Below are 23,068 nucleotides of genomic sequence, written 5' to 3'. Positions count from 1 at the left end.
AGAGGAATTCCGATGTCCACCGAGCTCACCCGGTCCGACGCGACCGAACTCGCGGAGCTGATCCGCACCAAGAAGGTGTCCTCAGTCGAGGTGGTGCGGGCGCACCTCGACCGCATCGAGGCCACCAACCCGAAGGTCAACGCCATCGTCACGGTCGCCGAAGGTGCGCTGGAAGCCGCGAAAGCAGCGGACGAGGAGCTCGCCTCGGGTGTCGAGGTGGGACCGCTGCACGGCGTGCCTTTCACCGTCAAGGACTCGTTCGACACGGCTGGAGTGCTGACCCAGCGCGGTTCGCCGATCTTCGCGGGCCGCGTCCCGGACACGGACGCCACCGCGGTGGCGCGGTTGAAGAACGCCGGCGGGATCCTCCTGGCGAAGACCAACCTTCCGGAGTTCTCCTACGCCGTCGATTCCGACAACCTGCTGACGGGCGACACGAACAACCCCTGGGACCTCGGCCGTACCGCCGGCGGTTCGAGCGGCGGCGAGTCCGGGGCGATCGCCGCCGGTATGTCGCCGCTCGGTCTCGGCAGCGACCTGGCCATCTCGGTGCGCGGACCGGCCGCCCTCACCGGCATCGCGGCCCTCAAGCCCACGCACGGGCGCATTCCGATGACGGGGGCCTGGCCGCGCGAGCCGCGCCGCGACTGGCACGCCGGTCCCATGGCCCGCACCATCCGCGACCTCGCGCTGGCGTACTCGTTCCTGGCCGGCCCCGACGGTGCCGACGGCTTCTCCTCCACCGTCCCCGCCGGCCTCGACGCCGGCCTGGGCTCCTCGCCGCAGCGGACCGTCCGCGTCGGCTGGCTGGTCGACTCCGGGCTCGGCCCCGTCCACCCCGAGGTCGCGGCGACCGTGCAGGCGGCCGCGGAAGCCTTGCGGGCCGCAGGAGTTCACGTCGACGCCGTGAGCATCCCCGCTCTCGAGCGCGACACCCCGCTCGAACTGTTCAACCTTCAGCACGTGATGGAGGTGAAGCCTGCCTACGCCGAGGCCACCGCGGGCCACGCGGATCAGATGTACACGGCCACCAAGTTCATGCGCGACGCCCCCGAAACGTCCATTCAGGACTACGTTCACGCCGAACAGGGCGTCGAGCGGCTCCGCGACGGTTTCGCGGCGTACTTCCAGCAGTACGACGCGCTGCTGCTCCCGGTTACCACCGTTCCCGCACACAAGCACGGGACCACGGAACTCACCCTGGACGGGAAGACGCTCAGCATCTTCCACGTGATGTCCACGACCGCCCCGTTCAACCTGACCGGGCTCCCCGCCCTGTCCATGCGCTTCGGGACGACCACCGAGGGCCTGCCGATCGGTGTTCAGCTGGCGGCCTCCTGGCACGCGGAGTCGACGATCCTGCACGTCGCCTCGCTGCTGGAGGCGCTGAGCCCGGTCCGAGGACTGCACCCCGCCCTCTGACGCCCCACACCACGCCGGGCGCTTCGAGGGAGCGGACTACCGACCCTCGAGGCGCCCGGCCACGTCTGCGCACCAGTCTCCGATATGGGGTTTGTTCGATGCACTGTTGTGCCGATCAGGCGGCTGAGACGCGATTCTGGTGCACCCGCAGGTTGATGGTCGCGAGCTTCAGCAACGGGGTGTCAACGCCAAGCTTCTCGCCGCGCAGCACGAGGTCGGCGAAAACGTGTTCAACCTCGGTGGGCAGGCCGCGGGACAGGTCCCGGTAGAAGGAGGGCGCGAAGGCCGAGTCAGGCGCCGTGAGCAGCTCCCTGGTGGTCGCGAACTCCCGGCCGGTCATCGGATGGCCGGCCGCGGCGGACACGGCCGCCGCTTCGGACAGGACCGCCGTCGCGAAGTCCGCACCACCGGGGACGGCGGCGATTTCGCCGATGTTGCCGTGCATCAGAGTGGTCACCGCACCGGCAGAGGCGATGAACACCCATTTGTGCCACATCTGTGTGACGATCCGGCCGGATGTCGCGAACGGGAAGCCGGCGGAGCCGAAGTCGTCCGCGAGCGCGGCCAGCCGCGGCGTCTGCTCGCCGGTTTGCTCACCGATGACCATGTCCGCGAGCGGTGCCAGCTGGCGGATGTCGCCGTTCTCGTCGACGAAAGTGACAACCTTGACCACCCCGCCCAGCACCGAACCGGTTCCGAACCGGTCGTTGAGGACATCGAGGTGGGACATGCCATTCAGGAAGGGGATGATTCCCACTCCCGGTCCTACCGCCGGGGCGAAATCCTCGATCGCAGCCGGTAGCGCGTCGGCTTTGACCGACAGCAAGATCGCGTCGTACGCATCGGAGAGCTCCCCCGCGACGAGCAGCTCGGGGTGCAGCACCTCCGTGCGCTCCGCGCTCACGATGCGCAGGCCGCGCTCACGCAGCACCTCACGACGCCGGGGCCGAACCAGGAAAGCCACCTTGTTGCCCGCCTGCAACAGCCGCGCACCAAAGAAGGCGCCCGTTGCTCCTGCGCCGACAACCAATACTCGAGCCATGCCGAAACCTCCGAGAATTCAACGCGCGGCATCACAGCGCAGCACCGCGGCAGCGTAACACTGCTGACTTTTAATAAACAAGCCAGAAGTCGCCAGCGCGATCGCTGGTCAGAGGTGCGCTTCGCGGACCCAGACGTCCAGTGCGCGCCCGTCCCCCCGCACGTCCAGACCTGTGGCCTTGCGACGGTTCCAGAGCAGCAGAAGCAGCGCGCCCGGCTGGGCGGTCACCTCTGTGTCCACTGTGGCAGGTCCGCGGCCTAACTCCGGTGCGTCCGGCCCGATCCGCACCCACCACCGCGATCCGGTGCCGGAGCAGGTCAGGCCGAGCGAGGTGGGCACGGTGGACCGCAACGGCGCGGCCCTGAGGGCCTCGAGCACGTCGTGGTGAGCCGCGCTCAGCGCCCCAACGGGGTCGGCGAGAGCATCGGATTCCGGCTCCGGCAGGGCGGGTGGCCTGTTTCGCGCACCCCGGACGATCAGCTCGACCCAGCGGTACACGCTCGTGGTGTGCGTGACAAGGTCGTCGCGTGTCCAATCAGGACAGAACGGGATGCGGTCGCCGGCGTCGGCCCGGTGGGCCTCGGTCACCAAGACCGGACCCTGTTCCGCCAGCAGTTCGAGGTAGTACCCGACGTCCAGCTGCGGACGATGGACGGCAGTCCGGGCACCAGGACTGGGCTGAGAGGGCATTGATGTGCTGCGATTTCCGTCTGAAGCTTTTTATGTATGTCAGACGACATATTGTCGGTGGCGTGATTCAGCGGCTTCGCCCGAACCTCCCTGTGGAGCAAGAGATGCGCACACGTACTCGCCTGGCCCGGATCGCCGCCGCCACGACCGCGCTGGCCGCGACGGCCGTATTCGCCGCGGTGCCGTCGTCGGCGGCGCCGCAGCAGGCCGACCACCACGCCCCGGCGAAGCCGAAGCCGACAATCGTGTTGGTGCACGGCGCGTTCGCCGACACGTCCAGCTGGAACGGTGAGATCACGCGGCTCGAGCAGCGCGGGTACAACGTGATCGCCGCCGCCACCCCGCTGCGCGGCGTCGCGTCCGACGGGGCCTACATCAAGGCCCTGGTCGACAGCGTCGACGGACCGGTCGTGCTGGCCGCACACTCCTACGGCGGCTCCGTGATCACCGACGCCGCGCTGAACGACCCCAAGGTGCAGGCGCTCGTCTACATCGCCGCATTCCTCCCCGACCAAGCGGAGAACGCGCTCGACATCACGAAGAAGTTCCCGGGCAGCACGCTCAGCGCGTCGCTGCGACAGGTCACCCTCCCCGGCGGCGAGACCGACCTCTATGTGAAGCAGGACCTTTTCCCGGAACTCTTCGCCGCCGACATCCCACTGCCCCAGGCCCGTCAGATGGCCGCCGGCCAGCGCCCGGTCACCGCGGCCGCCGTGAACGAGGTGTCGGGCGCGCCCGCGTGGAAGAACATCCCGACCTGGGACCTGATCCCGACCGCTGACAACAGCATCCCGTTGGCCGCGCAGGAATGGATGGCCGAGCGCGCCCGCGCGCACACCGTCGTCGTGCCGGGCGCCGCGCACGACGTGTACGTTTCGCATCCTGACAAGGTCACGGACATCATCGTGGACGCCGCGGACGCGACCACCGAGTAACCCGCAGACGAAGCAGTCCCAGTCACCTCGGCCGGCTTGTGCACCGGGAAAACAATTCTCTGACAAGTCGCTGACATCCGCGCCCTACGGTCGCGACCATGAAGTACTCCAGGTGGTTTGCCGTCCTCGCTGCGGTTCCGCTTCTCGGGGCGGGAGCGGTCCCGGCGTCGGCGGCACCGCCGCAGATCTCCGCACGGGCTTATCTTTCGGGCCAGAATCCGCAGGGCATGGCCGTCCTGGCCAAGGCGGTGTCCGATCCGGCCGGCCCCGCGTACCGGCATTTCCTGTCAGCCCAGCAGTTCTGGCACGATTTCGGCCCGACCCCCGGTCAGACCGCCGAAGTGCAGGACGAGTTGCGAGCGGCGGGTGCCACCGTGACCGGGGCGACCTCTCACTACGTCGCGTTCACCGCATCGCCCGCCCAGGTCGAAGCGTGGGCGAAAGCCGCGCCGGACCACGTGATCGCCGTGGTGCCTGCAGCAGGGAACGGCTCCCCCGCCCAGCAGGCGAATGACGCCGAAACGGACGCGCCGGCCACCGCCTGTTCCCACTACTACGGCGAGGTCGTCGTGAAGTCCCTGCCGGAGGCGTACGGACGAACAGAGTTCCCCGCAACATCGTGCGGTTACCTTCCTTCACAGCTTCGCAAAGCATACGGTGTCACACACTCGGGTCTGACCGGCAAGGGTGTCAAGATCGGTGTCGTGGGCATCGGCACGGACCCGCAGTTCGAGAACTCCCTCAACGCCGACGCGACCGCGTTCGGCGACAAAGCCTTCGCGCCCGGCCAGTTCGCCCAGCGCTACCCCACCGGCCAGTCCTCCGTCTGCGACGAGCCGACCTGGGGAATCGAGCGCGAGATGGACGCCACCATCGCGCACGGCATGGCTCCCGACGCCGACGTGGTCTATTCGGCCGCGAACTGCGCTGCGGACAAAACCGATCCCCAAGCCACCATGATCTCTCTGCTCGACGGTCTCGACCGGTTGGTCGACGATCGGGCCGTCGACGTGGTGTCGACGTCCTGGACCACCCTCGACTCGAACGTCTCGCCGGCGATGATCGCGGCGTGGGACCAGACGTTCCAGCAGTCCGCGATCGAGGGTATCGGCCTCTACTACAGCTCGGGAGACAAGGGCGACAACTCCGCCGGAGGAACCCGCGCCCCGCAGACCGAGTACCCCGCGTCGGATCCGTGGGTGACCGCCGTGGGCGGCACGACGCTGGAAGTCGACAAGAACAGCGACTACTTGTTCGAAACCGGCTGGGGCACCACCGAAACCGACTCTTCGGGCGACGGGAAGACGTGGAGCACCTCACCTCCCGGCTCGTTCAACACCGGCGCGGGAGGGGGCCGCAGCGCCCTGTTCCACCAGCCGCCGTACCAAAACGGGGTAGTTCCGACGGCACTGTCCAAAGGGGACCGAGTCGTCCCGGACGTGGCCGTGGACGCCGACTTCTACGCCGGCCTCGCGGTACCCGATCCGTTGCCCGGCGGCCTCACCAACGGCGGAACAAGTCTTGCCAGTCCCTTGTTCGCCGCGATCCAAGCTGACGCGCAACAGGCGGCCGGCACCCCGATCGGATTCGCCAACCCACTCCTCTACGCCCACCACGGCTCCGCGATGTTCCATGACGTCACCGACCACCCGTTCGGCGGCACACCGGTCGCCCGCGTCGTCTCCGAGACCGACGAGCACGGCAACGCACTCCCCGGCACCGCAACCTTGATCACCGACGGCCACGACGGCGCCCTCACCGCGACACCTGGCTACGACGACGTCACCGGATTGGGCTCGCCTGCGCTCGGCTATCTCGCCGCCTTCTCGACCAGATGACCTCTTCGCAATGGACTGCGGAATACGAAAGTGATTCCGTATCCGAGTGATCCAGCCGCGAACCGGCAGCTCGCTGCGGGAAGCCGTTCGGAGGTAGCGGTATGCCGGCACCACTGAGCCAGAGCCGAGCCGGCCAGGGTGACGCGAAGCTGGGTCAGAACGCCGGACGGGCCCGTTCGGTTGCCTTCGCCGGCGGTGTTTTCGATCGCAGAGACTCCCCTGGTGGAGCTGCACTTCCCGGTCGTACTCTCTGCTGATGGATCTGGGGATGACCGGCGCGGGCGAACCCCCGCGCCAAGAAGACGACGAACCTCTCTTAGCCCGCACCGGGCGGCTGCAGAAGCCGGACCCGGTGACCTCGGACCGAGCCGTCCGGGTGCGCATCCGCCAAGCCGTCGGGGCCGTGGTGAACGTCGGCGAAGTGACGGTGTACGCCGACCCGGCCGATCCGTCGCATGTGCGCACCGCGGACGAGCCCAACAGCGACGACTCCTGGGCCTGGGGCTCGATCGTCGTGGTCGTCCTCGAGGCGAGCGCGCTCCCCTGGGCCGGCGCGGACACGGTGGTCCAGCATCGTCATTGCGGACCGTCGTCTCCAAACCTCATCCGCGGGCAGGCGAGGAGATCCTGCTTCCGCCGTGGGCGAGGCCGGCGCCGGGGTGGCGTGGTTCTGCGCTGGTGGCCGGTATGCCGTCGTGGGACACTTGACATTGATCGTTCCCATGGTGCCGCGCCGGCTCTGGACCTCGGCAGGCGAGACACTGCGCCCGATTTGTCCGGAGGTGTCGGGTAATGGACGCCGATCGATCGCCGGAAGGGCAAACCGGCGTGCTGCTCATCGGCACCCGCGGGCCCGCGGGACCGGGTGAGGTCCTGCTCCGGATCCGCGGAGGCACCGAGACCTACCGGGCCTATTCCGAGGTACCGCTCGCGAAGGGCACGACCGTCCTCGTCGTCGAGTCCCTCCCCCATCGTGCCGTCGAGGTCATCGCCTGGACGGATCCCTTCACCAGCAACTAGGAGAACGACGATGTTCGGTTATCGAGTGCCCGCGCCCGACGAGGCGATGCTCATTTCCGGCGGGAAGACCAATGGCACAGGGGGAGCGCCGTTCCGGGTGGTCACCGGCCACGGCGCGTTCATCATGCCGTTCTTCCGGAAAGTGCGGTTCCTGACGCTGAGCATGTCCGAAGCCGAGGTATCGGAAACCTGTGTGACGAAGCAGGCCATCGCGCTCAACGTCCGTGCGGTCATCGCGTTCAAGGTGGGCAATGACACCGAGAGCATCGTCAACGCCGGCCAGCGATTCCTGTCCGACCAGGAGCAGATGTCGATCCTGACCGGCCGGATCTTCGCCGGCCACCTGCGTTCGATCGTCGGCTCGATGACCGTCGAGGAAATCGTGACCGAGCGGCAGAAGCTCGCGACCGAAGTCCTCGACGGGTCGGCAGCAGAGATGGCGAAGATCGGCTTGACGATCGACTCGTTGCAGATCCAGTCGATCGACGACATGAAACTCGGCTACATCGCCGCGATGGCCGCACCGCACAACGCCGCCATCCAGCGCGAGGCCCAGATCGCGCAGGCCCGGGCCGACCAGGCCGCGGCCGAGGCAGCACAGGAATCGCAGCGGCGGCAGGCGGAGTACGCGCGGCAGACCTCCGTCGTGCAGGCGCAGTACAAGGCCGAAATCGACCGGGCCCAAGCCGAGGCAGCGCAGGCCGGGCCGTTGGCGCAGGCCACGGCCCAGCAAGAGGTGATCGACGCCAGGACCTTGCTGGCGCAACGGGAAGCGTTGTTGCGCCAGCAACAGCTGGTGGCGGAGGTCGTCAAGCCCGCCGAGGCGCAGGCCGAGCAGGTGCGGATCATGGCGCGGGCGGACGCCGAGGCGACAGAGGTCACGGCCGCGGCCGCCGCGTCCCACAACCGGGTCGCGCTCGACCGATTGCTCATCGAGCAGCTGCCGCAGATCGTGAAAGAAGCAGCCGCAGGCCTCAGCGGAGCGAACGTCACCGTCCTCAATGGAGCCGACGGAATCGGTCAGGTCGCGGCCGGGCTCGTCGGTCAGGGGCTGGCGATCCTCGAATCCGTGAAGAAGAGTGTCTCCGACTCCGGCACGCAGCGGCCGGCGGTCTCGGAGAACGGACCTGCGGAGCGGGAGAACAACCACACCGTGACGAGCTGACGACACCAGCGCCGGTGACCCGGCGGCAGCCTGGCCGGATCATGATTCCGGCCAGGCTGTTCAGGACGCCGGCAACCCTTGCGCGCTGGGCCGATGTCGAACACGCGGATCACGTCGGCACCGCGGCCGGGCAAGCGCGCCCGCGTCACATCAGCGCGGTGTCAGGGCAGTGTCAGGCCGGCCGCCGACAGTGGACGCATGACGAAGAACAGCATCTCCCCCACGCAGTGGACCGGCCTGCTGCCGGTCGACGACACGGCACTCGCCGTCACCGACACCGGCGGCTCCGGCGTGCCCGTGGTCTACCTCAACGGCCAGTTCGCCACCCAGGGCTACTGGCGGCGGGTCGTCGCGGAACTGGGCACGGACTGGCGCCACCTGACCTTCGACGCGCGGGCCCGCGGCAAATCGAAGCGCTCGGCGGACTACTCCTTCGACGTAGCCGTCCGCGACGTCGACGCCGTCCTCGCGGCCCGAGGCATCGACCGGGCGCTGGTGGTCGGCTGGTCCTACGGGGCGTTCGTCGCGGCGCACTGGGCCAGCCGGAATCCCCAGCGAGCCCTGGGCGCCGTGCTGGTCGAGGGTGCCGAACCGTACGATTGGCTCGACGCGGCCATGGAGCAGCGGATCCGCAAGCTGTTCAAGCGGATGAGCTGGTTCATGCCACTGGTCCGCCCGACCGGCCTGACCCCGAAGATGACCGCCGACCAAATGGCGACCTGCAACATCGAACTCGGCCGACTCTCCCGCGAAAGCGAACTCGGCCCCGTCCTCGACGCCATCACCGTCCCGACCCGGTACGTCCTCGCGTCGGGCTCGTCCTTCGGCAGCAAGGGCGACGAACAGGAACGCATCCGCGCCGCCGTCGGCGCGGTCACCACCCGCAACCCGAACATCCAGGTCAGTGCGAAGGTCAGCAGCAACCACGGCGCGATCCTGAAGAAGGACTTCCGGGCCGTTGCCAAGGCCGTCCACGAGGTCGCCGCCCTCGACCGCTGACGATCAGCTTCGAAAGGGTTTTTGACAGCCGCGACCGTCTAGCGTGGGGCAAGGCGACGCTAGTGCACGCCAACCCACGCAGTCGCCGCGGAGGTCGGGGAGAGCGTTCCGTCGGCAAGCTCGAACGCGACGCCATGTTTGCGCCCATTCGTTCCCAGCGCGATCGGAAGCGTGGCGGCGACCTCGTCCGCGGCGGTGATGCGGGTGCCCCAGAATTTGATCGTCACGGCGCTGAGGGTCGTTCAGGCGTAGCTCCGGCTGCGAAACAGATTGCGGAATCGGACGCGGGTGGTCGCTTCTCGGTTAAGGCGGAACCACCGCATTGAAGTTCACCGTTGACCTACAGCTTCCGTGATGCGCTGCATTGGCGGGCACCACCCTGTACCCCATCGCGACACATCTGAGCCGCTACGCCCTTTGCCGATGCACCCCCACGATCGGGGCGGCCTCCCATTGTCCGTTTGCCCGAGCTCACTTCGAACCGGCGGCCAGCGCCTGCCGCAGATCGGCCGGATGCCGGATCCAGATGTCGATCGCAGTTCCTTCGGGATGGGTGAGCGTCAGGCAACCCTGGTGACCCGGCCCCCAGAGCGGCACCACCTCCGCGGCCCATGACCGGTCGAACACCAGCGGGCCGACGCCCCGTCCGCGGTCGCCTGCCCTGGGGTCCCATCTCAGACCTTCGCTCGACAAGGACAACCGCCCGAGCAGTTCGCCGACCTTGTCGGCCCTTCGTGCATGCCGCCCGGGCGCCTTCGCTCCCAGGAGCCGAGCCGCCGCCACGGGCAGCTGGGCCGGCCACGACGGCTCGGCGCCCGCGTCGCGGCGTCGTCGTTCACTCCGCCGTTCTCGCACCACGACGGCCGTCAGCACGACGTACCCCAGCACGAGCAACCCGAGCGGCACACTCACCGCGGGCACCCAGCCCACCTTGAGCCCCAGCAGCGCCGACAACCCGGCCAGGTACCCGACGCCGAGCAGCGTGCGGGTACGACGCCGGCGTTCCCGGTCGCGGCCGTATCCGGTCATCCGTGGGGTCCGATCGTTTCGCGTCAGCAGACAATCGTCCGCCCGCCACAGGGAGAATACGTTCGCGGCGCCGGGTGCCGCGGCCCCGCCAGGACAGAACCGAAGGTTGCCCTGGTGATGTTTCGACACAAACGCGCACCGCCGTTGACTTTTGAGAGACAGTTTTGAAAGACTGTCCCGCGTGCGCTTGACACCGGACCAAGCCGCCTCGGCGGTCGAGCAACTCGGCTGCCCCACCTGCGGAGTTCCGGCCGGCAGCCCCTGCCGCACCCGCAGCGGCAACACCGCGATCAAGTACCACACCCCACGCTTCCTGCTCGTGCCTGCCGTGCGTGACGCGCACGAGATCGATGTCCCCGCCGACCGAGGGCCAGGGCGTCCCTGGCGCGCTGGGCCGCCCATCCCGACCACGGCGTCCCACGACATCGACGCCCCGATGCGGATCGGCTACGCCTGCGGCTCGACCTCGTCACCGGAGTTGGACAGCCAACTCGACGCTCTTGAGGCCGCGCGGTGCCAACACGTCTTCTCCGAACAGGTCAGTGCCGGCATCAAGACACGTCCCGAACTGGACCAAGCCCTGGCACTGGCAACCAGGACCGCACCACGCCATCCGGTGATCCTCACGGTGCACGAACTCAACCGGCTGGCACGCAACACCGCGGAGCTCATCACGCTGTCCGCCGCGCTCCAGTCCGCCGATATCCGGCTGGAACTGCTGACCGGCCCACTCGCGGGCGTCCACGACCCGAACGGGCCGGGCTCGATGCTGTTCGCCGTCCTCGCGGCGGCGGCGCAACTCGACCGTGACCACGTCCGGGAGAAAACCCGGGAAGGCCAACAGGCGGCCGCGGCCAAGGGACATCGCAGCGGCCGACCCAAAGTCTTCGACGAGGACATGCTTGTCCTGGCCCGCAGGCTGAGAGACCAGGGCGTGTCCGTTCCCGACATCGCCCAGCGGCTGACCATCACGAACGGCAAGAACGCCGGACAGCACCCCTCCCTCGCCTCCGTCTACAGAGCCCTCGCGGAGCCCGCGCCCTCCCACGCCGAGTGCTCCACTCCGGCGCGCTGACAGGCGAGCACGGCACGCCAAGCCCACCCGCGACATCCATGGCCCGAAGGGATCTGGCATGACTTGGACCCAGCAGGCGGCACACTCACTCACCGACGCACTCGCTCACGACGGCGTCGTGGTCGCGGCCGCCGCTGTGGACAGCGCCGAGAGCGCCACTGTTCGCACCCCGCCGACCACCCCGGCGGATGGGCGATTCGAGATCGGCTCGGTCACCAAAACCATGACCGCGACTCTGCTGGCCTTACTGCTCGGGGACGGCTCACTGCGCTTGGATGACGAGATCGGGCGGTGGCTCTCGGCCGGCCCGAACGACGCGATCACGATCCGCCAGTTGGCCACACACACCTCAGGCCTGCCCACAACCGCCCCGAACTTCCGGATAGACCAAGCCGATCGGCTCGATCCCTGGGCGGGATACACCTTCGAACGAGCCGAGGAAGGCCTGCGCCAAGCGACGGTGACGCCCGGCAATCCGTGGCGCTACTCCAATCTCGGCTACCACCTGCTCGGCCTGATCCTGCAACGCGCCGGCCGGCAGGACTTCCCGGCACTGATCGCCGAACGCCTGCTCGCCCCGCTGTCCATGACGCACTCCTGCGTCGGACAATGCGGCGAGGGCACACTCCTGCCCGGCCACGCCGATGGCCAGGAGGTGCCCCGCTGGACGCACCCATTCGGTGCCGGCGGAGTCGAAGCGACGATCGAGGACCTGGCCCGCTACGCCCACGCCTGCCTGTTCCCGCCACCCACCCCGTTGGGCGCGGCGATCACGCTCGCACAGGCACCCGTCGTTGCGGTCGACGAGGGAACCGAGCAGGCGCTCGGCTGGCTCGCGCGCCCCGGCGGCGTGCGCGAGCACAGCGGCGGCACCGGCGGGTTCAGCGCCTGTGTCACCATCGACCACGACCGCGGGCGCGCCGTCACGATCCTGGTCAGCAACCAAGGCAGCCCAGCGTTCTCCTCCCACCTCAAGAAAGCCGCCCGACTGGTGCTGGCCGACGAGGACCCCCGCAAGGCCGGCACACCGCAACCCTGGCCCTCCTGGCAGGACGACGCCCGCGCGGTCATCCGCGCGTTTGTGCACGGACACATCACGCAGGTGCACACACGGCTGGCCCCACCAGCACGTGCCAAGATCACTACACAGCAACTCGAACGCGCCTGGACAAACAAAATCCGGCACGCCGGGCCGGCAGAAGAGATCACGATCGTCCGCCACGAGATCGCCGCGTCCGGAGCCGTCGTCGCCGACCTCTCCATCCCGTTCGCCGCCGGCCCGCAACGCATGCGGACGGTCATCCTGCCCTCCGGCGAACTCGGCGGCCTGGCCTTCCTGCCGTAAGTCCGCGCAGAGCCAATGCTGGAGGGCCGGGACGTACGCGGAGATTGCGCGTGAACTCCGATTCGTGGCGACGCCGATCCTGTGGGCTACGGGCGGTCCGGCGTCGTCTGCTCGTCACTCCAACGTCCCCTGCCCTCGATGCCGCAGCACAACAGCACGGGCGCCGATCCGTGGCGGTGAGCCTGGACGACCGGGACGTCAACGCGTCCGGCCACGAGTCGACTGCTGAATCCTGACCGCATCGCCCGCCGGCTCAGATCCGCTCGCCCCGCGCCGTCGATGAGCTGAGGGCGCTGGGCCCTGGCCGGCGCACGATGCGTCCATGACCGTGCGCCGGCCAGGTTTCCACCACAGCGAGCCCGAGCCCCTCGACATCCCGGCCTCGCTCCCGGTAGCCGGAACCATCGGACCCGGCTGCGGCCCGTGTTGCGCGTCAGCTGACGGTCTGACACCGGCCGGTGTTCGTCTGGGCGAAACAAGATCTGCGGTGGGGCCGGCGTCGTGGGCCGGCCGACGTTCCTGCAGGCCGGACGCGGGGTCGGTAAACCCTCGGGAGCGCTCAGGTACGCAGAACTCCATCAGACGCCTCGAAAGTGAACGCGAGGTGAACGAGTGGGCCGTCGTCGTGCCCGCCCGGACAAGGGGTCCGCATTACCGAGGTATGACGGGAGTACGAGCTGTCAAGACTGGCGGATCGGCCTGACCCCGGTCCGCGCCGACGTCGTCGCCGCGATGCTGTGGACCGGCGATCGCCTGGTCCACCATGCGCGCGGCACCGAAGCAGCGATGTGCGCGATTGCGCGACGCTGGATCAGCATTGCGGCCGAAAACGGAAATCTCGCGTCGAACTGACCTCGTACGGCGTGGCAAAACGAGAGTCCGAATCTTCGACGGCGTTAGATTCGTGAGTTCTTGCTAATCGGCACACAGAACTTCGCGCGCGATCCAGTTACGCGTGGTCGGCCCGGGATCAGCGACTCGACTGCCGCCCGAGCAGCGGCCGGTCCGCGGGGACCGGCCGCCCGCCTCCGCCGCGGGGCGTCGGCACCCGGCTCACGCGCGGGGAATGATCCCGAGCTGCTGGAGAACCTTCACGCCGTCGTCGAGCCCGATTTCCTCGACGATGAGACCGTTCTGGACTTTGAGGACGGTCGTGCCGGTGAAGCGGAGCGTCTTGCCGGACGCCGCCGGCGCGGACCCGACCGGAAGGTCGTCGAAGACGACCGGTCCGGTGTGCGTGCCGCCGCCTTCCCACTGGCCGACGACGTAGTCGCCCTCGGCGATGAGGTCCGCGGTGCCCCAGAAGTTGAGGTCCGGGAACGCGGTGCGGAACTTGGTTGCGAATTCACGCACCTCGTCGCGCCCTCGCATGGGTTTGTGCAGTGAGTACTCGAACTGAACGTCCGGAGCGGCGAGTTCGTCGATGACGCCGGGGTTGAAGGGGTTGCCCCAGAATTCCGTGAACCACCGGCCGACGATGTCTTTGTTTTCCTGCAGTGCCATCGTTTTCCTTTCTGCGAACGGGTGACCGCCAACAGTTTCTGAAGCCTGGCGATATAAGGAAGACGTCGGCCGGGTCTCAAAGGTGAGATCGGGCGCCGAAATTCATGCGCGGAGGCCGGTTTTTTGTGGAACGCCCGGATTCCGCTGTCGGACGACCGGTCATCGCTCGAAGGTCCGAGCAGCGGCGAGTGAGACTTGCCTGGAACCAAGCGCAGCAGCGTCACGCGGGCCAGATTCCCGAACTGCCCCGCCGGTGCGAGCCGAGCAGATGGGTGTCGACGATGCCGATCGCCTCCATGAGCGCGTACATCGTGGTCGGTCCGACGAACGCGAACCCGCGCCGGCGCAACTCTTTCGACAAGGCGACCGATTCGGCGGACCTCGTGGGGATCTCCTCGAACCGTGCTGGGCGGGGAGTGTCCGCGGGCCGGAACGACCACACCAGGTCGGCGAGGCCCGTTTCCTCGCGCAGCGCGAGGGTGGCGCGGGCGTTGGCGATGGTCGCCTCGACCTTCCGCCGGTTGCGCACGATCCCGGCGTCGGCCATCAGCCGTTCGACGTCGGTCTCGGTGTAGCCGACGACCGTGTCCGGGACGAAGTCGTCGAACGCCGCGCGGAAGGCGGGGCGTTTGCGGAGGATCGTCGCCCAGGACAGGCCCGCCTGGAAGCCTTCGAGGCTGATGCGCTCGTAGACGCCGTGCTCGTCGGTGACGGGCATGCCCCACTCGGTGTCGTAGTAGTCGCGAAGCAGCGGGTCCGCGGCCGCCCACGCGGGCCGGGCGAGTCCGTCGTTCCCGACGACGACGCCGCGGTCTACGTCGGCGCGGCTCGTCTCCTGCGTCACGCGTTCACCTGTCGGAACCGGTCGTGCACCACGCGCCACGAAGCGCCGTCCGCAGCGACGCCGGCCAGGCCGTCCAGATGGGCGAGGCCGACGAGCCCGAGGGTGCGCGGATCGCCGATGCCGGCAGTCGCCAGCGTGCGGTCCGGGCTCCAGCGGGTCGACCACAAGAGGCGCCGGGTCATCTGTGCCCAGCCGGTCGCCGGACCGGTCATGATCCACAGATCGGGGTCCGCGGCGGCGAATCGTGAGGCAGGGCGCAGCCAGGACGCCGCGGTCTCGGGCCAGGTGACCGTGCCGAGAGTCCGGCCGCCGGCGCGGGCCCAGGCGGATTCGATCGAGCGTGCGGTCGCGAGGGCGCGGGCAGTGCGGCCGGAGCCGATCGCGATGTCCCGGGCGCCGCGGCCGCGGGCGAGCCGGACGATGGCCTCGATCTCGACGTCGGTGGCGATCAGGTCCGCGTCGTGAGTGGCGGGCCTCGTCAGCAAGGGGCTGCTCAGGGCTTCCATGTTTCGCCGTTCTCCCGGGCGGTCTTCCCTTTCCGGCGGCGGTCCTCGCAGCGCGTCCCGCAGGGGGCGGAAACGAGCCGCGGTGGCCTCGTCGGCGAAGAAGACACGATGCGTGACGTAGCCGTCGCGGGCGATCGCGCAGCGCACGGGCAGTCGAGCCGCCCGTCGATCTTCGCTTTGCGGTAGCCGCCCCACGCCGCCTTGACCGGCGACTGGCATGGGCAGCCGTCCGGTCCGAGCGGGTAGGTCTTCGCCTCGTCGATCATGCTGCGTCGTGGAAGACGAGCGCGAGGGTGTGCCGTTCCCCCGATCTGATGGCGGACACGCCGTGCCGGACCGGTGCGGCCGACCAGCCGCGGGCGGATTCGACCGGCCGGTCGCGGGTGGTGAACAGATAGCCGTGACCGTGCGGCAGCAGAGTGGCCGTGCCCCGGGACTGGGCGCGAGGACGCTGTTCCAGCAGCAGGAATTCCCCACCGGTGTGGTCCACGCCCGGCTCGTTGAGGTTGATCACGACCTGCAGCGGGAACACCAGGTCGCCGTACAGGTCGCGGTGGAGGGCGTTCCAGTCCTTCTCGGCGTAGCGGAGCAGGATCGCGGTGGACTTCGCCTGGCCGGCGTCGTGGCACATCCGGAGCCACTCGTCGAGCGTGTCCGGCCAGGGCGCTGGCCGGCCGAGCTTGGTCCACCAGTCGCGGGCGATGGGCAGAAGGCGCGGGTACAACGCCTGCTTGAGCCGCTCGACCGGCTCCGGGTACGGCGCGTGGAAGTACCGGTACTCGCCCCGGCCGAAGCGATGCCGGCTCATGTCGACGGTGCTGCGGAACAGATCGTCCTGCTCGTACAGCCCTCTGATCTCCTCGGTCTCCTCCGGGGCCAGCAGCCGCGGCAGCAGCGCCCCGCCGTACTCGTTGACCTCGGCGGTGATCGCGGTCCAGTCGCCCGACTCGACCCGGTCACGCCAGTGGTCCCCGTTCTTCCGCCGTGCAGCGCTCATGCCGCCTCCAGCTTCAACAGTGCCGTCTTGGCTTCGAGCCCGCCGATGTACCCGCCGAGCGTGCCGTCGGAACGCAGCACGCGGTGGCACGGGACGACGATCGGCAACGGGTTGGTCGCGCAGGCGGTGCCGACCGCGCGGACGGCCTTCGGGTTGCCGACGACCTCGGCCATGTCCCGGTAGCTGCGCGTCTGGCCGTAACCGATTTCGGGCAGATGCGTCTGCACGAGCCGCCGGAATCCGCGCGACAGGGACAGGTCGAGGGGTACGTCGAAGGCCCGGCGGACTTTGGCGAAATACTCGTCGATCTCGCGTGCGACCGGGTCCAGCCGTTTCGGAGCGCGCAGGATGCGCGAGCTCAGCTTCTGGCCGAGGACTTCCAGCACCCGGTCGTGGTCCTCGCTGGCGAATGCCACGCGGACCACACCCGCCGGCGTCGCGGCGAGCAGCAGCTTGCCCACCGGCGAGTCGACGGTGGAGTACGCGACATCGAGCAGGCCCGCCAGCTCGGCCTCATTCGCCAACCGACGGTGCAGCCGATCAAGAAGATCGGCGTCCACGGGCGTCGACAGCAGCGCGACCATGTCGTCTTCGTTGCGAATGTCGTTCATGACGATGCTCCTCTCGTGATCGCGCCCGGACGGTTCTTTCTGAGGTTCTTCAGCCCGTCGGCAGCGGCTCTGCGCGCCGCGTCGACGGAACCGCCGAGAATCTCCGCGATCTCGGCGTACGCCAAACCCCCGACGTAGCGGTACGCCACGGCTTGACGCTGTTTCACCGGCAGACCACCCACCGCGGCCCACAGGTCGCGATCCTCCAGATCAGGAATGCCCAGCGTTGTCGGCACCTCCGGAACCTCCCCGACCGGCATCGGATTCCGCTTCGCCGCACGCAGCAGATCGATGGCCTTGCGGTGCGCGATCGTCACGAGCCACGCCTCGACGTTCGCCGTCTCCGGCAGGTCGGGATAGGCACGCATGGCGGAAAGGAAGGTCTCCGACCACGCGTCCTCCGCATCGTGCGGACCGAGGACGACCCGGCAGACCCGCACCACGGTTGCGCCGTGCCGCGCGACTATTTGCTCGAAAGGCAGCTGCATGTCCATCCCACTGAAGACGAATTCGACGTAGCCGCTGTGAGATCGCCGGTCACGACGAGCGTCCCACACGGACCCGGGACTGCTCGTGTTCCAGCAACGCGCGCTTCCGCCGCAGTCCGCCGGCGTACCCGGTGAGTGAGCCGGTGGAGCCGACCACGCGGTGGCACGGCACGAACACACACAACGGGTTCGCGCCGACGGCCTTCCCGACGTCTCGCGCGAGGTCGCGGCCACCCAGCTGCTCGGCGATCCGGCCGTAGGTGGTCGTCTCGCCGCACTGAATGGCCTTCACGATGTCCCACACGGCGTGCTGGAACGCATCGCCCTCGGCAGTGAACGGAAGATCGAACTCCCACCGTTCGCCGGCCAGATACTCCCGCAGCTGCCGGGCCGCCTCGCCCAGCAGCGGATCCGCCGAAACAACCGCCTCCGGGCCGAACGCCTCCGGCGAAGGCCGGCCGACATGACGGCTGAAATACAGGCCGGTGACAGCCTCACCCCGGGCCACCAGCGTGACCGGTCCGAGCCCTGTCTCGACGACGACGTGTCGGATACTCATTCCTGTCTCCTCTCCTCCGCCCCGTAGACGACCGCCGCGTACCAAACGTGAGATGGCCTCTTACCGCGATCGACGCTGAAGCCCGCTCGCGTTCGTCCCGGGCGCGCACGACGAGGCTGCACCTGCAGCCGGCCCAGCGTGCGGGCGTGCTGTGCCTCCGCCAGCGGACGGCCGGTGCGCTGGACGATGTTGGCGCGCAGGCTGGTCAACGGCGTGCGCAGCGCTTTCCTTCGGCATACACACCCTCGTCCGGTCGGAACGGCCGATCGACGTCGACGGATTCGCCGTCCTCCGAGTAACCGACGGAAAAACCGCGACCGCCAAGATTGACCTTATCGACACTCCACCGTCTGGCGGCCGACCATTATCACCCAAATTACCGCCAATCTTGACTCGCTGGCGGTAGTGTGCGGCAGTGGACAGCCGCGAAACACCTCATCAGCGCTTCTTCAGGGAAGAGCAACTGGGTGGTTCTTACACGCCGCTGGGCTCCGGTACGGCGGACGCAGGCACATCACCTGACGGCCCTGCGTTGCGTGCTCGTACCGCTGGCTGCATAACGATCTTGCCGTCTATCGGACGTCGGCCGTGGACTGCGTACTGGTCCGAAGAGCGCAATGGCGAAGTTCTGGACATGTTCGAAGCCGACACCTTCGATGAAGCGTCAGCTTGGTCGTTCGAGCAAACGACCGAAGTGTTCATTCGACAGGAAACTGGCGAACTCGCTCGCGCCGAACGACCCAGACCCACCCGACAATGAAAGACAAGCCACGTTGAGCGCTTCTGAACGCACGGGGCCGTGAACATACTTCGTTGACAGCTCCGTTCGTCTGTTTGCCGGCCTCAACCGCGACCACAACTCTGCCCCTGCCCGCCACCCCGCGGTCGCGAGTAGCCGGTAGTCCTCACTCCATCGCTGATCGATCCGTTGGAGTGGAGGTGTTCGACGAGGCTGAGCGGGACGTCACCGCGATCCGGCGCTGGGCCGGCCCGACGCGTCCGCTGGTTCCAGGATGACGACGGGGATCCGGCGATCGGTGCGCTGTTGGTACCGTTCGTACCCGGGGTACACCGAGACGATCCTCTCCCAGAGCGTCGTCCTCTCGTCTCCCGCGGCGGTGCGCGCGACCATCGGCCGCGTCGTGCCGCGCAGTGTGACCTGGACGCCGGGGTTGGCGCGTAGGTTGTGGTACCAGGCCGGGTGCCGGTCGTCGCCGCCGAATGAGGCCACCAGGACGACGCGGTCGTCGTCGACGATCGGTGAAGCGAGTGTCGTGATCCGCCGCTGCCCTGACTTCCTGCCGATCGTCACCAATCCGACCACCGGCATGCCCATGGCGTGGCCGAACACCCGTCCTCTGGACCTCATGAACACGGCCGCATGCATCTTCGTCGCTGCTTTGTAGAACACATCCTTCAGCCGCGACGACGCGGACGTCGGGTGGGTAAACGCAGTGCTCATCGGAACTCCTCGAGGGTGGGCTGATTCTGGGGTGGTGCCTCGGCGCCGGCCCGGCGTGATGAGTGGGTGGCGACGTAGTCGGTGCAACTGATGAGGGGGGTGTGGGCGATCGCGTCGAAGGCGTCGAAGACGGGGACGTCCATGAAGTCGTCCTCCATTCGTGTCTGTTGGAAGGATTCAGCGTCGTTGATGTCGCGGCGGGCGGCGCTGAGGATGGCGATGGTGAGCGCGGTTTGGCTCTCGAACGCGTTCTCGATGGCGCGCTCGGTGAGCGACGGCAGCGGGACATCGGAGACCTCGAACCCGGGGAAGCGTTCGGGGGCGGGGCGGACGCGGGCGGTTCGGCCGTGACCGCCGGTGACGGCGATCGCCCGGTAGTCGTCGCCGAGAGCTTGGGCGAGGTGGTAGCCGGCGGGGAACAGCCCGGCGAGACCTGTCTGAGGCACCTTGCGGATGTGCACGTTGTGCAGGGCAAGCACGACTCGGGTCTCCGGCTCGTCCTCGAGGAGCTGCAGAACTTCCTCGGCCATGCATTCGTCGAGGGCGGCCGAGCCCACGGGGAGGCCACGTCCAGCGACGTCGCGGTGGAAGTGGTCCAGACGCCACGCGAAGCCGAGATGCCGCAGCGCCGCGGCGTGCTCCTGCTCGCGATGCGTGCCGCGCTGGCCGGCGGCCATCGTCTCAAGCCGGAACCGCAGGCGGCTCAGCGTGGCGGTCAGGGCGTCCTGGTCGGCCGGTTCCAGGGCCGCGTAGCGGCTCAGCGTCGTGAAGATCTCGCTGTCGTGATACTTTCGCGCGCGCTCGGCTGCCTGCTCCAGTAGCGGCAACGCATCGGGGTCGGCTGACCGCAGATGAACCGCGGCCGCCTCGAGCTCGGGCAGCGGTGATCCTCCGCCAGGCACGGTACCGATCCACCGCAGTGGACGGGACGCGGTGCGGTTGTGTGCGCGGATCCAGGCCAGCAGGTCGTGCACCTCGCGGGACTCCAGCAGACCCACCATGCCGGCGCGGGAGGCGATCTCGGCCACGGTTCCGGCTCCGCCGTGCAGCCATGCGTCGATTGCGTCTGCCCCGACGGTGGGGGCCTCGACCGCGAGCACGGTGAAACCACAGCGTTCCGCCAGAAAGCGCAGCAACCGGTGCCGCACCAGGGAGAACTCCCGGACATGGTGCGCGGCCTCACCGATGGCGACGACGCGGGCGTCGCCGATGAACTCGCGCACAGGTTCGAGGTCGTCCAGGCCGGCGTGGGGATCGAGGGTGTCCAGTGACAGGGCGTGCGAACGCACCCAGTCGGCGAACCCCATGCTGTCGGGCTTCATCTCGACATGTTACAGAGCTGTCAAAGTTACTGCCACCCTCGAATTCTCCATCCTTGCTCTTCGACGCGTTCCAGTCCGGATGATTACGTGGCATGTTAAATCTTCTGCCTGATTCTGTCGTGCGCCGCCGACCCCTCAGAAACACGCGGCGTGCTGCTAACATTGACAGTGATGTCCACAAACTCAGTTCATCATTCACCGCGGCAGCATCGCCGGGCAGACGCCGAGCGCAGCATCGCGACGATCCTCGACGCGGCGGTGATCATCCTGCGCGACCGCCCCCGCGCCAGCATGACCGAGATCGCGACCGCCGCCGGCGTCACCCGCCAGACCGTCTACACGCACTACCCGTCCCGAGCGGCCCTCATCCACGCTGTCGAGCAGCGCGCCCTGACCGATGTCGTCGCAGCCATCGACGCCGCCGACATCGACCAAGGTTCCCCCGCGGCGGCGCTCGACCGCCTGCTCACCGTCGCGTGGCAGACCGGGAATCGCCATCACCTGCCCGAGATCCCGTCCACGCAAGCCACCGGCGAGGCTACCCGCGAGCAGCACCAACCAATCCTCGACCGCCTGCAGCAGTTGATCACCCGGGGCCAAGACGAGGGCGCGTTCGACCCCCGGCTACCAGCCACCTGGCTGGTAGCGACCTTCCTCGCCCTCGCCCACGCTGCAGGCGACGAAGTCAGAGCCAACCGGATGAACGCCGACGACGCACTCCGCGCACTCCGCCGCTCCCTAAGCCGCGTCCTCGGCGTCGACTACCTCGCCGCCGCGCCAGATCCGGACTGATCCCTCCGAGATCTCAACCAAACGCGACGCTCGAGTCTCGACCGGCACGCGGATACGTACGTCGCGACACCCCGTAGTCCGGCAAAGCACGTCGCCGCGCCGAACACGCCAAATTCACGAGAATCGTCGACGCCGGCGAGCCACCAGGCCCGCCGCAAGCTCGGCCCCGAGTACCAGATTTGAATCGGCAACCACACCCGAAACCTCGGCCGCTAACCGGTACATCTCGTTGCCCTGCAACGCCTCGGCACGTGAAGGATCAATGCCCGAGGCACGCATCTCCGTCACCAGCGCGCCAGGATTGCTTCCTGTCCTCGTCACGGGATTGATCGGATCGAAGTGGCACTGTAGCTCTCCGTCGCGCCAGTAGACGAAGCCCTCCAACCCAGAACCCGTCCGAGAGACCTGGACGACGCGCCTTCCGCTCGCGGACAATCGGTTCAGCACAGCCGGCTTCGTCGCAACCAGCGAATCCAACTCCACAACCACAGCCCAGCCGCCGGCCTGCCCGATACGAATGCCGCTTCGGTCACCACCAGCAAGCACGCTCAGCGGCCCAGGCTTCATCGGCACATCAAGCTCTTCAGCGGAGAAGATGCCAAAGATCTCTGCCGACGTCAGACCCTCGACGAACGTCAAGCAAACCATCACCACGGCGGGGTCATCGGCCCATCCGAACGGATCATCCCCCGTATCCAGCACCCCCAGATCCTAACCAGGGCCGGCGAAGCAAGACCGGACGATCGAGGTGCAGGTCTCCGGGACCGCCGCACGGCCGGAGAGTCGGCATCGCATGCCCGAGGTGCCGTAGGCCCACGACGGCGTCTCGATCCGCTGACCGCACAACAGTTCCTTGACTTCATCGATCGTGCTCACGTTCGCGCCGCCGCCGCCGCCGTGAACGTGTAAGTGCCGCTTCCGATCGACAGGCGCACCCCCGACGGTGTTTCCGCTACGTCGCTCACTCGCATGAAACCTTTCAAGCGGGACCTAACCAGGGTCGCCTGGGAATGTCAACGCCGGGCAATTCCGAGGGCGCGGGGACGTTCACGGTGGCCTGTGAATCCGTTGGCCGTGACGCGACGAGCGCGCCATCGGAAGCGACGGGCACTCAGTCCGGGGCAGCCGGAAAACGCGAATCGGAGTCGGATTCCGGAGGCAGATTCGCTGCGTTCCGGGTCATCAATGCACTCGATCGAAGCGGCCGGCTTCGGCGACTTAGCCCAGCGTAGCTACGGGTCTCGCGGTCGGGTAACAGAATAAATCGGACAATTAACCCATCTTTGCAGCGCCCTCGAGGCTCCTGGCAGGGCCGCGAGTGCCACTTCCCGGAATCCCTCTCAGCGAGGCGGTCTCGCGGCGAAGAATCCCGCCGCTTCCCTCCGCATCCTGAACCGATTCCGCCACATGAAGGCGATGTTTGG

General features: G+C 68.1%; 26 protein-coding genes. 12 read left to right on the top strand and 14 right to left on the bottom strand.

Annotated elements, in window-relative coordinates; all coding sequences use genetic code 11:
- Window positions 1-12: 12 nt before the first annotated feature.
- Complete coding sequence (locus tag ABZU76_RS13485; protein ID WP_354868549.1) at window positions 13-1,422, top strand: amidase; 1,410 nt, start codon at window positions 13-15, stop codon at window positions 1,420-1,422.
- A 115-nt stretch (window positions 1,423-1,537) separates the two neighbouring features.
- Here the strand turns inward: ABZU76_RS13485 and ABZU76_RS13480 are convergent, their stop codons facing one another.
- The gene (locus tag ABZU76_RS13480; protein ID WP_354868546.1) at window positions 1,538-2,464 is read right to left on the bottom strand and encodes a 2-dehydropantoate 2-reductase; all 927 of its coding nucleotides are present in this window, start codon (window positions 2,462-2,464) and stop codon (window positions 1,538-1,540) included.
- A 108-nt stretch (window positions 2,465-2,572) separates the two neighbouring features.
- Window positions 2,573-3,154 (bottom strand): maleylpyruvate isomerase N-terminal domain-containing protein, encoded by a 582-nt coding sequence (locus ABZU76_RS13475; protein WP_354868544.1) that lies wholly within the window; start codon window positions 3,152-3,154, stop codon window positions 2,573-2,575.
- Between the two features lie 104 nt (window positions 3,155-3,258).
- On the opposite strand from ABZU76_RS13475, the gene ABZU76_RS13470 reads away from it, so the two are divergent.
- The 6 genes from ABZU76_RS13470 (at window position 3,259) to ABZU76_RS13445 (ending at window position 9,111) form a co-directional block, all read left to right on the top strand.
- Entirely contained in the window at window positions 3,259-4,089 is an 831-nt protein-coding gene (locus ABZU76_RS13470) for an alpha/beta hydrolase (protein WP_354868542.1), read from the top strand.
- A 98-nt stretch (window positions 4,090-4,187) separates the two neighbouring features.
- A complete protein-coding gene (locus ABZU76_RS13465; protein ID WP_354868540.1) occupies window positions 4,188-5,927 on the top strand; it encodes a S53 family peptidase in 1,740 nt (579 codons plus the stop codon).
- Window positions 5,928-6,183: 256 nt separating this feature from the next.
- Window positions 6,184-6,720, top strand: coding sequence for a hypothetical protein (locus ABZU76_RS13460; protein WP_354868537.1), 537 nt, complete (start codon window positions 6,184-6,186; stop codon window positions 6,718-6,720).
- Window positions 6,720-6,947 (top strand): hypothetical protein, encoded by a 228-nt coding sequence (locus ABZU76_RS13455; protein WP_354868535.1) that lies wholly within the window; start codon window positions 6,720-6,722, stop codon window positions 6,945-6,947. The genes ABZU76_RS13460 and ABZU76_RS13455 overlap by 1 nt, the downstream gene beginning before the upstream one ends.
- 10 nt (window positions 6,948-6,957) lie before the next feature.
- A complete protein-coding gene (locus ABZU76_RS13450) occupies window positions 6,958-8,112 on the top strand; it encodes an SPFH domain-containing protein (protein ID WP_354868532.1) in 1,155 nt (384 codons plus the stop codon).
- Between the two features lie 198 nt (window positions 8,113-8,310).
- Entirely contained in the window at window positions 8,311-9,111 is an 801-nt protein-coding gene (locus ABZU76_RS13445) for an alpha/beta fold hydrolase (RefSeq protein ID WP_354868529.1), read from the top strand.
- 59 nt (window positions 9,112-9,170) lie between these two features.
- Here ABZU76_RS13445 and ABZU76_RS13440 read toward each other — a convergent pair whose 3' ends face one another.
- Together ABZU76_RS13440 and ABZU76_RS13435 are read right to left on the bottom strand one after the other, a co-directional pair.
- A complete protein-coding gene (locus ABZU76_RS13440; protein WP_354868526.1) occupies window positions 9,171-9,338 on the bottom strand; it encodes a hypothetical protein in 168 nt (55 codons plus the stop codon).
- A gap of 244 nt (window positions 9,339-9,582) precedes the next feature.
- Window positions 9,583-10,140 carry a hypothetical protein gene (locus ABZU76_RS13435; RefSeq protein ID WP_354868524.1) on the bottom strand — a complete coding sequence of 186 codons (558 nt, stop codon included), beginning with the start codon at window positions 10,138-10,140 and terminating at the stop codon, window positions 9,583-9,585.
- Between the two features lie 436 nt (window positions 10,141-10,576).
- Between ABZU76_RS13435 and ABZU76_RS13430 the strand changes: the two genes are divergently transcribed.
- From ABZU76_RS13430 to ABZU76_RS13420, 3 genes are all read left to right on the top strand, one after another.
- The gene (locus tag ABZU76_RS13430; protein ID WP_354868522.1) at window positions 10,577-11,215 is read left to right on the top strand and encodes a recombinase family protein; all 639 of its coding nucleotides are present in this window, start codon (window positions 10,577-10,579) and stop codon (window positions 11,213-11,215) included.
- A gap of 58 nt (window positions 11,216-11,273) precedes the next feature.
- Window positions 11,274-12,560 (top strand): serine hydrolase domain-containing protein, encoded by a 1,287-nt coding sequence (locus ABZU76_RS13425; RefSeq protein ID WP_354868519.1) that lies wholly within the window; start codon window positions 11,274-11,276, stop codon window positions 12,558-12,560.
- Between the two features lie 612 nt (window positions 12,561-13,172).
- Window positions 13,173-13,412: a hypothetical protein gene (locus ABZU76_RS13420; protein ID WP_354868517.1), complete on the top strand. Its 240-nt coding sequence runs from the start codon at window positions 13,173-13,175 to the stop codon at window positions 13,410-13,412.
- Between the two features lie 201 nt (window positions 13,413-13,613).
- Here the strand turns inward: ABZU76_RS13420 and ABZU76_RS13415 are convergent, their stop codons facing one another.
- The 7 genes from ABZU76_RS13415 to ABZU76_RS13385 all read right to left on the bottom strand — a co-directional run bounded on the left by ABZU76_RS13415 (window position 13,614) and on the right by ABZU76_RS13385 (window position 18,068).
- The gene (locus tag ABZU76_RS13415; RefSeq protein ID WP_354868514.1) at window positions 13,614-14,063 is read right to left on the bottom strand and encodes an ester cyclase; all 450 of its coding nucleotides are present in this window, start codon (window positions 14,061-14,063) and stop codon (window positions 13,614-13,616) included.
- 220 nt (window positions 14,064-14,283) lie between these two features.
- Window positions 14,284-14,907 (bottom strand): DNA-3-methyladenine glycosylase I, encoded by a 624-nt coding sequence (locus ABZU76_RS13410; RefSeq protein ID WP_354868511.1) that lies wholly within the window; start codon window positions 14,905-14,907, stop codon window positions 14,284-14,286.
- On the bottom strand, window positions 14,904-15,413 hold the full coding sequence (locus tag ABZU76_RS13405; RefSeq protein ID WP_354868509.1) for a hypothetical protein: 510 nt from the start codon (window positions 15,411-15,413) through the stop codon (window positions 14,904-14,906). Before ABZU76_RS13405 ends, ABZU76_RS13410 begins: the two co-directional genes overlap by 4 nt.
- Window positions 15,414-15,675: 262 nt before the next feature.
- Window positions 15,676-16,410: a 2OG-Fe(II) oxygenase gene (locus ABZU76_RS13400; RefSeq protein WP_354868506.1), complete on the bottom strand. Its 735-nt coding sequence runs from the start codon at window positions 16,408-16,410 to the stop codon at window positions 15,676-15,678.
- On the bottom strand, window positions 16,407-16,994 hold the full coding sequence (locus ABZU76_RS13395) for a methylated-DNA--[protein]-cysteine S-methyltransferase (protein WP_354869290.1): 588 nt from the start codon (window positions 16,992-16,994) through the stop codon (window positions 16,407-16,409). The genes ABZU76_RS13400 and ABZU76_RS13395 overlap by 4 nt, the downstream gene beginning before the upstream one ends.
- Before the next feature lie 23 nt (window positions 16,995-17,017).
- On the bottom strand, window positions 17,018-17,515 hold the full coding sequence (locus tag ABZU76_RS13390) for an RNA polymerase sigma factor (protein ID WP_354868503.1): 498 nt from the start codon (window positions 17,513-17,515) through the stop codon (window positions 17,018-17,020).
- 43 nt (window positions 17,516-17,558) lie between these two features.
- Window positions 17,559-18,068 (bottom strand): methylated-DNA--[protein]-cysteine S-methyltransferase, encoded by a 510-nt coding sequence (locus tag ABZU76_RS13385; protein WP_354868501.1) that lies wholly within the window; start codon window positions 18,066-18,068, stop codon window positions 17,559-17,561.
- 415 nt (window positions 18,069-18,483) lie between these two features.
- Between ABZU76_RS13385 and ABZU76_RS13380 the strand changes: the two genes are divergently transcribed.
- Window positions 18,484-18,828: a hypothetical protein gene (locus ABZU76_RS13380; RefSeq protein ID WP_354868498.1), complete on the top strand. Its 345-nt coding sequence runs from the start codon at window positions 18,484-18,486 to the stop codon at window positions 18,826-18,828.
- A gap of 204 nt (window positions 18,829-19,032) precedes the next feature.
- Here ABZU76_RS13380 and ABZU76_RS13375 read toward each other — a convergent pair whose 3' ends face one another.
- Both ABZU76_RS13375 and ABZU76_RS13370 read right to left on the bottom strand, forming a co-directional pair.
- The gene (locus ABZU76_RS13375; RefSeq protein WP_354868495.1) at window positions 19,033-19,530 is read right to left on the bottom strand and encodes a nitroreductase family deazaflavin-dependent oxidoreductase; all 498 of its coding nucleotides are present in this window, start codon (window positions 19,528-19,530) and stop codon (window positions 19,033-19,035) included.
- Window positions 19,527-20,837 (bottom strand): erythromycin esterase family protein, encoded by a 1,311-nt coding sequence (locus tag ABZU76_RS13370; RefSeq protein WP_354868493.1) that lies wholly within the window; start codon window positions 20,835-20,837, stop codon window positions 19,527-19,529. The genes ABZU76_RS13375 and ABZU76_RS13370 overlap by 4 nt, the downstream gene beginning before the upstream one ends.
- A 186-nt stretch (window positions 20,838-21,023) precedes the next feature.
- Here ABZU76_RS13370 and ABZU76_RS13365 point away from each other — a divergent pair, with 186 nt between their 5' ends.
- Window positions 21,024-21,644, top strand: coding sequence for a TetR/AcrR family transcriptional regulator (locus ABZU76_RS13365; protein ID WP_354868491.1), 621 nt, complete (start codon window positions 21,024-21,026; stop codon window positions 21,642-21,644).
- Between the two features lie 114 nt (window positions 21,645-21,758).
- On the opposite strand, the gene ABZU76_RS13360 is transcribed toward ABZU76_RS13365, so the two are convergent.
- Entirely contained in the window at window positions 21,759-22,346 is a 588-nt protein-coding gene (locus tag ABZU76_RS13360) for a DUF6461 domain-containing protein (protein ID WP_354868488.1), read from the bottom strand.
- Between the last annotated feature and the right edge of the window lie 722 nt (window positions 22,347-23,068).

This window comes from Amycolatopsis sp. NPDC005232 (genome assembly GCF_040607795.1).
GTDB lineage: Bacteria > Actinomycetota > Actinomycetes > Mycobacteriales > Pseudonocardiaceae > Amycolatopsis.
This window is presented reverse-complemented; position numbering and strand designations above follow the sequence as displayed.

Coding starts and splice junctions, on each gene's coding strand:
- ABZU76_RS13425 (WP_354868519.1), top strand. CDS start 11,274: ATGACTTGGACCCAGCAGGCGGCACACTCACTCACCGACGCACTCGCT.
- ABZU76_RS13400 (WP_354868506.1), bottom strand. CDS start 16,410: ATGAGCGCTGCACGGCGGAAGAACGGGGACCACTGGCGTGACCGGGTC.
- ABZU76_RS13450 (WP_354868532.1), top strand. CDS start 6,958: ATGTTCGGTTATCGAGTGCCCGCGCCCGACGAGGCGATGCTCATTTCC.
- ABZU76_RS13465 (WP_354868540.1), top strand. CDS start 4,188: ATGAAGTACTCCAGGTGGTTTGCCGTCCTCGCTGCGGTTCCGCTTCTC.
- ABZU76_RS13395 (WP_354869290.1), bottom strand. CDS start 16,994: ATGGTCGCGCTGCTGTCGACGCCCGTGGACGCCGATCTTCTTGATCGG.
- ABZU76_RS13480 (WP_354868546.1), bottom strand. CDS start 2,464: ATGGCTCGAGTATTGGTTGTCGGCGCAGGAGCAACGGGCGCCTTCTTT.
- ABZU76_RS13430 (WP_354868522.1), top strand. CDS start 10,577: ATGCGGATCGGCTACGCCTGCGGCTCGACCTCGTCACCGGAGTTGGAC.
- ABZU76_RS13455 (WP_354868535.1), top strand. CDS start 6,720: ATGGACGCCGATCGATCGCCGGAAGGGCAAACCGGCGTGCTGCTCATC.
- ABZU76_RS13385 (WP_354868501.1), bottom strand. CDS start 18,068: ATGAGTATCCGACACGTCGTCGTCGAGACAGGGCTCGGACCGGTCACG.
- ABZU76_RS13435 (WP_354868524.1), bottom strand. CDS start 10,140: ATGACCGGATACGGCCGCGACCGGGAACGCCGGCGTCGTACCCGCACG.
- ABZU76_RS13370 (WP_354868493.1), bottom strand. CDS start 20,837: ATGGGGTTCGCCGACTGGGTGCGTTCGCACGCCCTGTCACTGGACACC.
- ABZU76_RS13405 (WP_354868509.1), bottom strand. CDS start 15,413: ATGGAAGCCCTGAGCAGCCCCTTGCTGACGAGGCCCGCCACTCACGAC.
- ABZU76_RS13415 (WP_354868514.1), bottom strand. CDS start 14,063: ATGGCACTGCAGGAAAACAAAGACATCGTCGGCCGGTGGTTCACGGAA.
- ABZU76_RS13470 (WP_354868542.1), top strand. CDS start 3,259: ATGCGCACACGTACTCGCCTGGCCCGGATCGCCGCCGCCACGACCGCG.
- ABZU76_RS13460 (WP_354868537.1), top strand. CDS start 6,184: ATGGATCTGGGGATGACCGGCGCGGGCGAACCCCCGCGCCAAGAAGAC.
- ABZU76_RS13375 (WP_354868495.1), bottom strand. CDS start 19,530: ATGAGCACTGCGTTTACCCACCCGACGTCCGCGTCGTCGCGGCTGAAG.
- ABZU76_RS13485 (WP_354868549.1), top strand. CDS start 13: ATGTCCACCGAGCTCACCCGGTCCGACGCGACCGAACTCGCGGAGCTG.
- ABZU76_RS13445 (WP_354868529.1), top strand. CDS start 8,311: ATGACGAAGAACAGCATCTCCCCCACGCAGTGGACCGGCCTGCTGCCG.
- ABZU76_RS13390 (WP_354868503.1), bottom strand. CDS start 17,515: ATGGACATGCAGCTGCCTTTCGAGCAAATAGTCGCGCGGCACGGCGCA.
- ABZU76_RS13365 (WP_354868491.1), top strand. CDS start 21,024: ATGTCCACAAACTCAGTTCATCATTCACCGCGGCAGCATCGCCGGGCA.
- ABZU76_RS13475 (WP_354868544.1), bottom strand. CDS start 3,154: ATGCCCTCTCAGCCCAGTCCTGGTGCCCGGACTGCCGTCCATCGTCCG.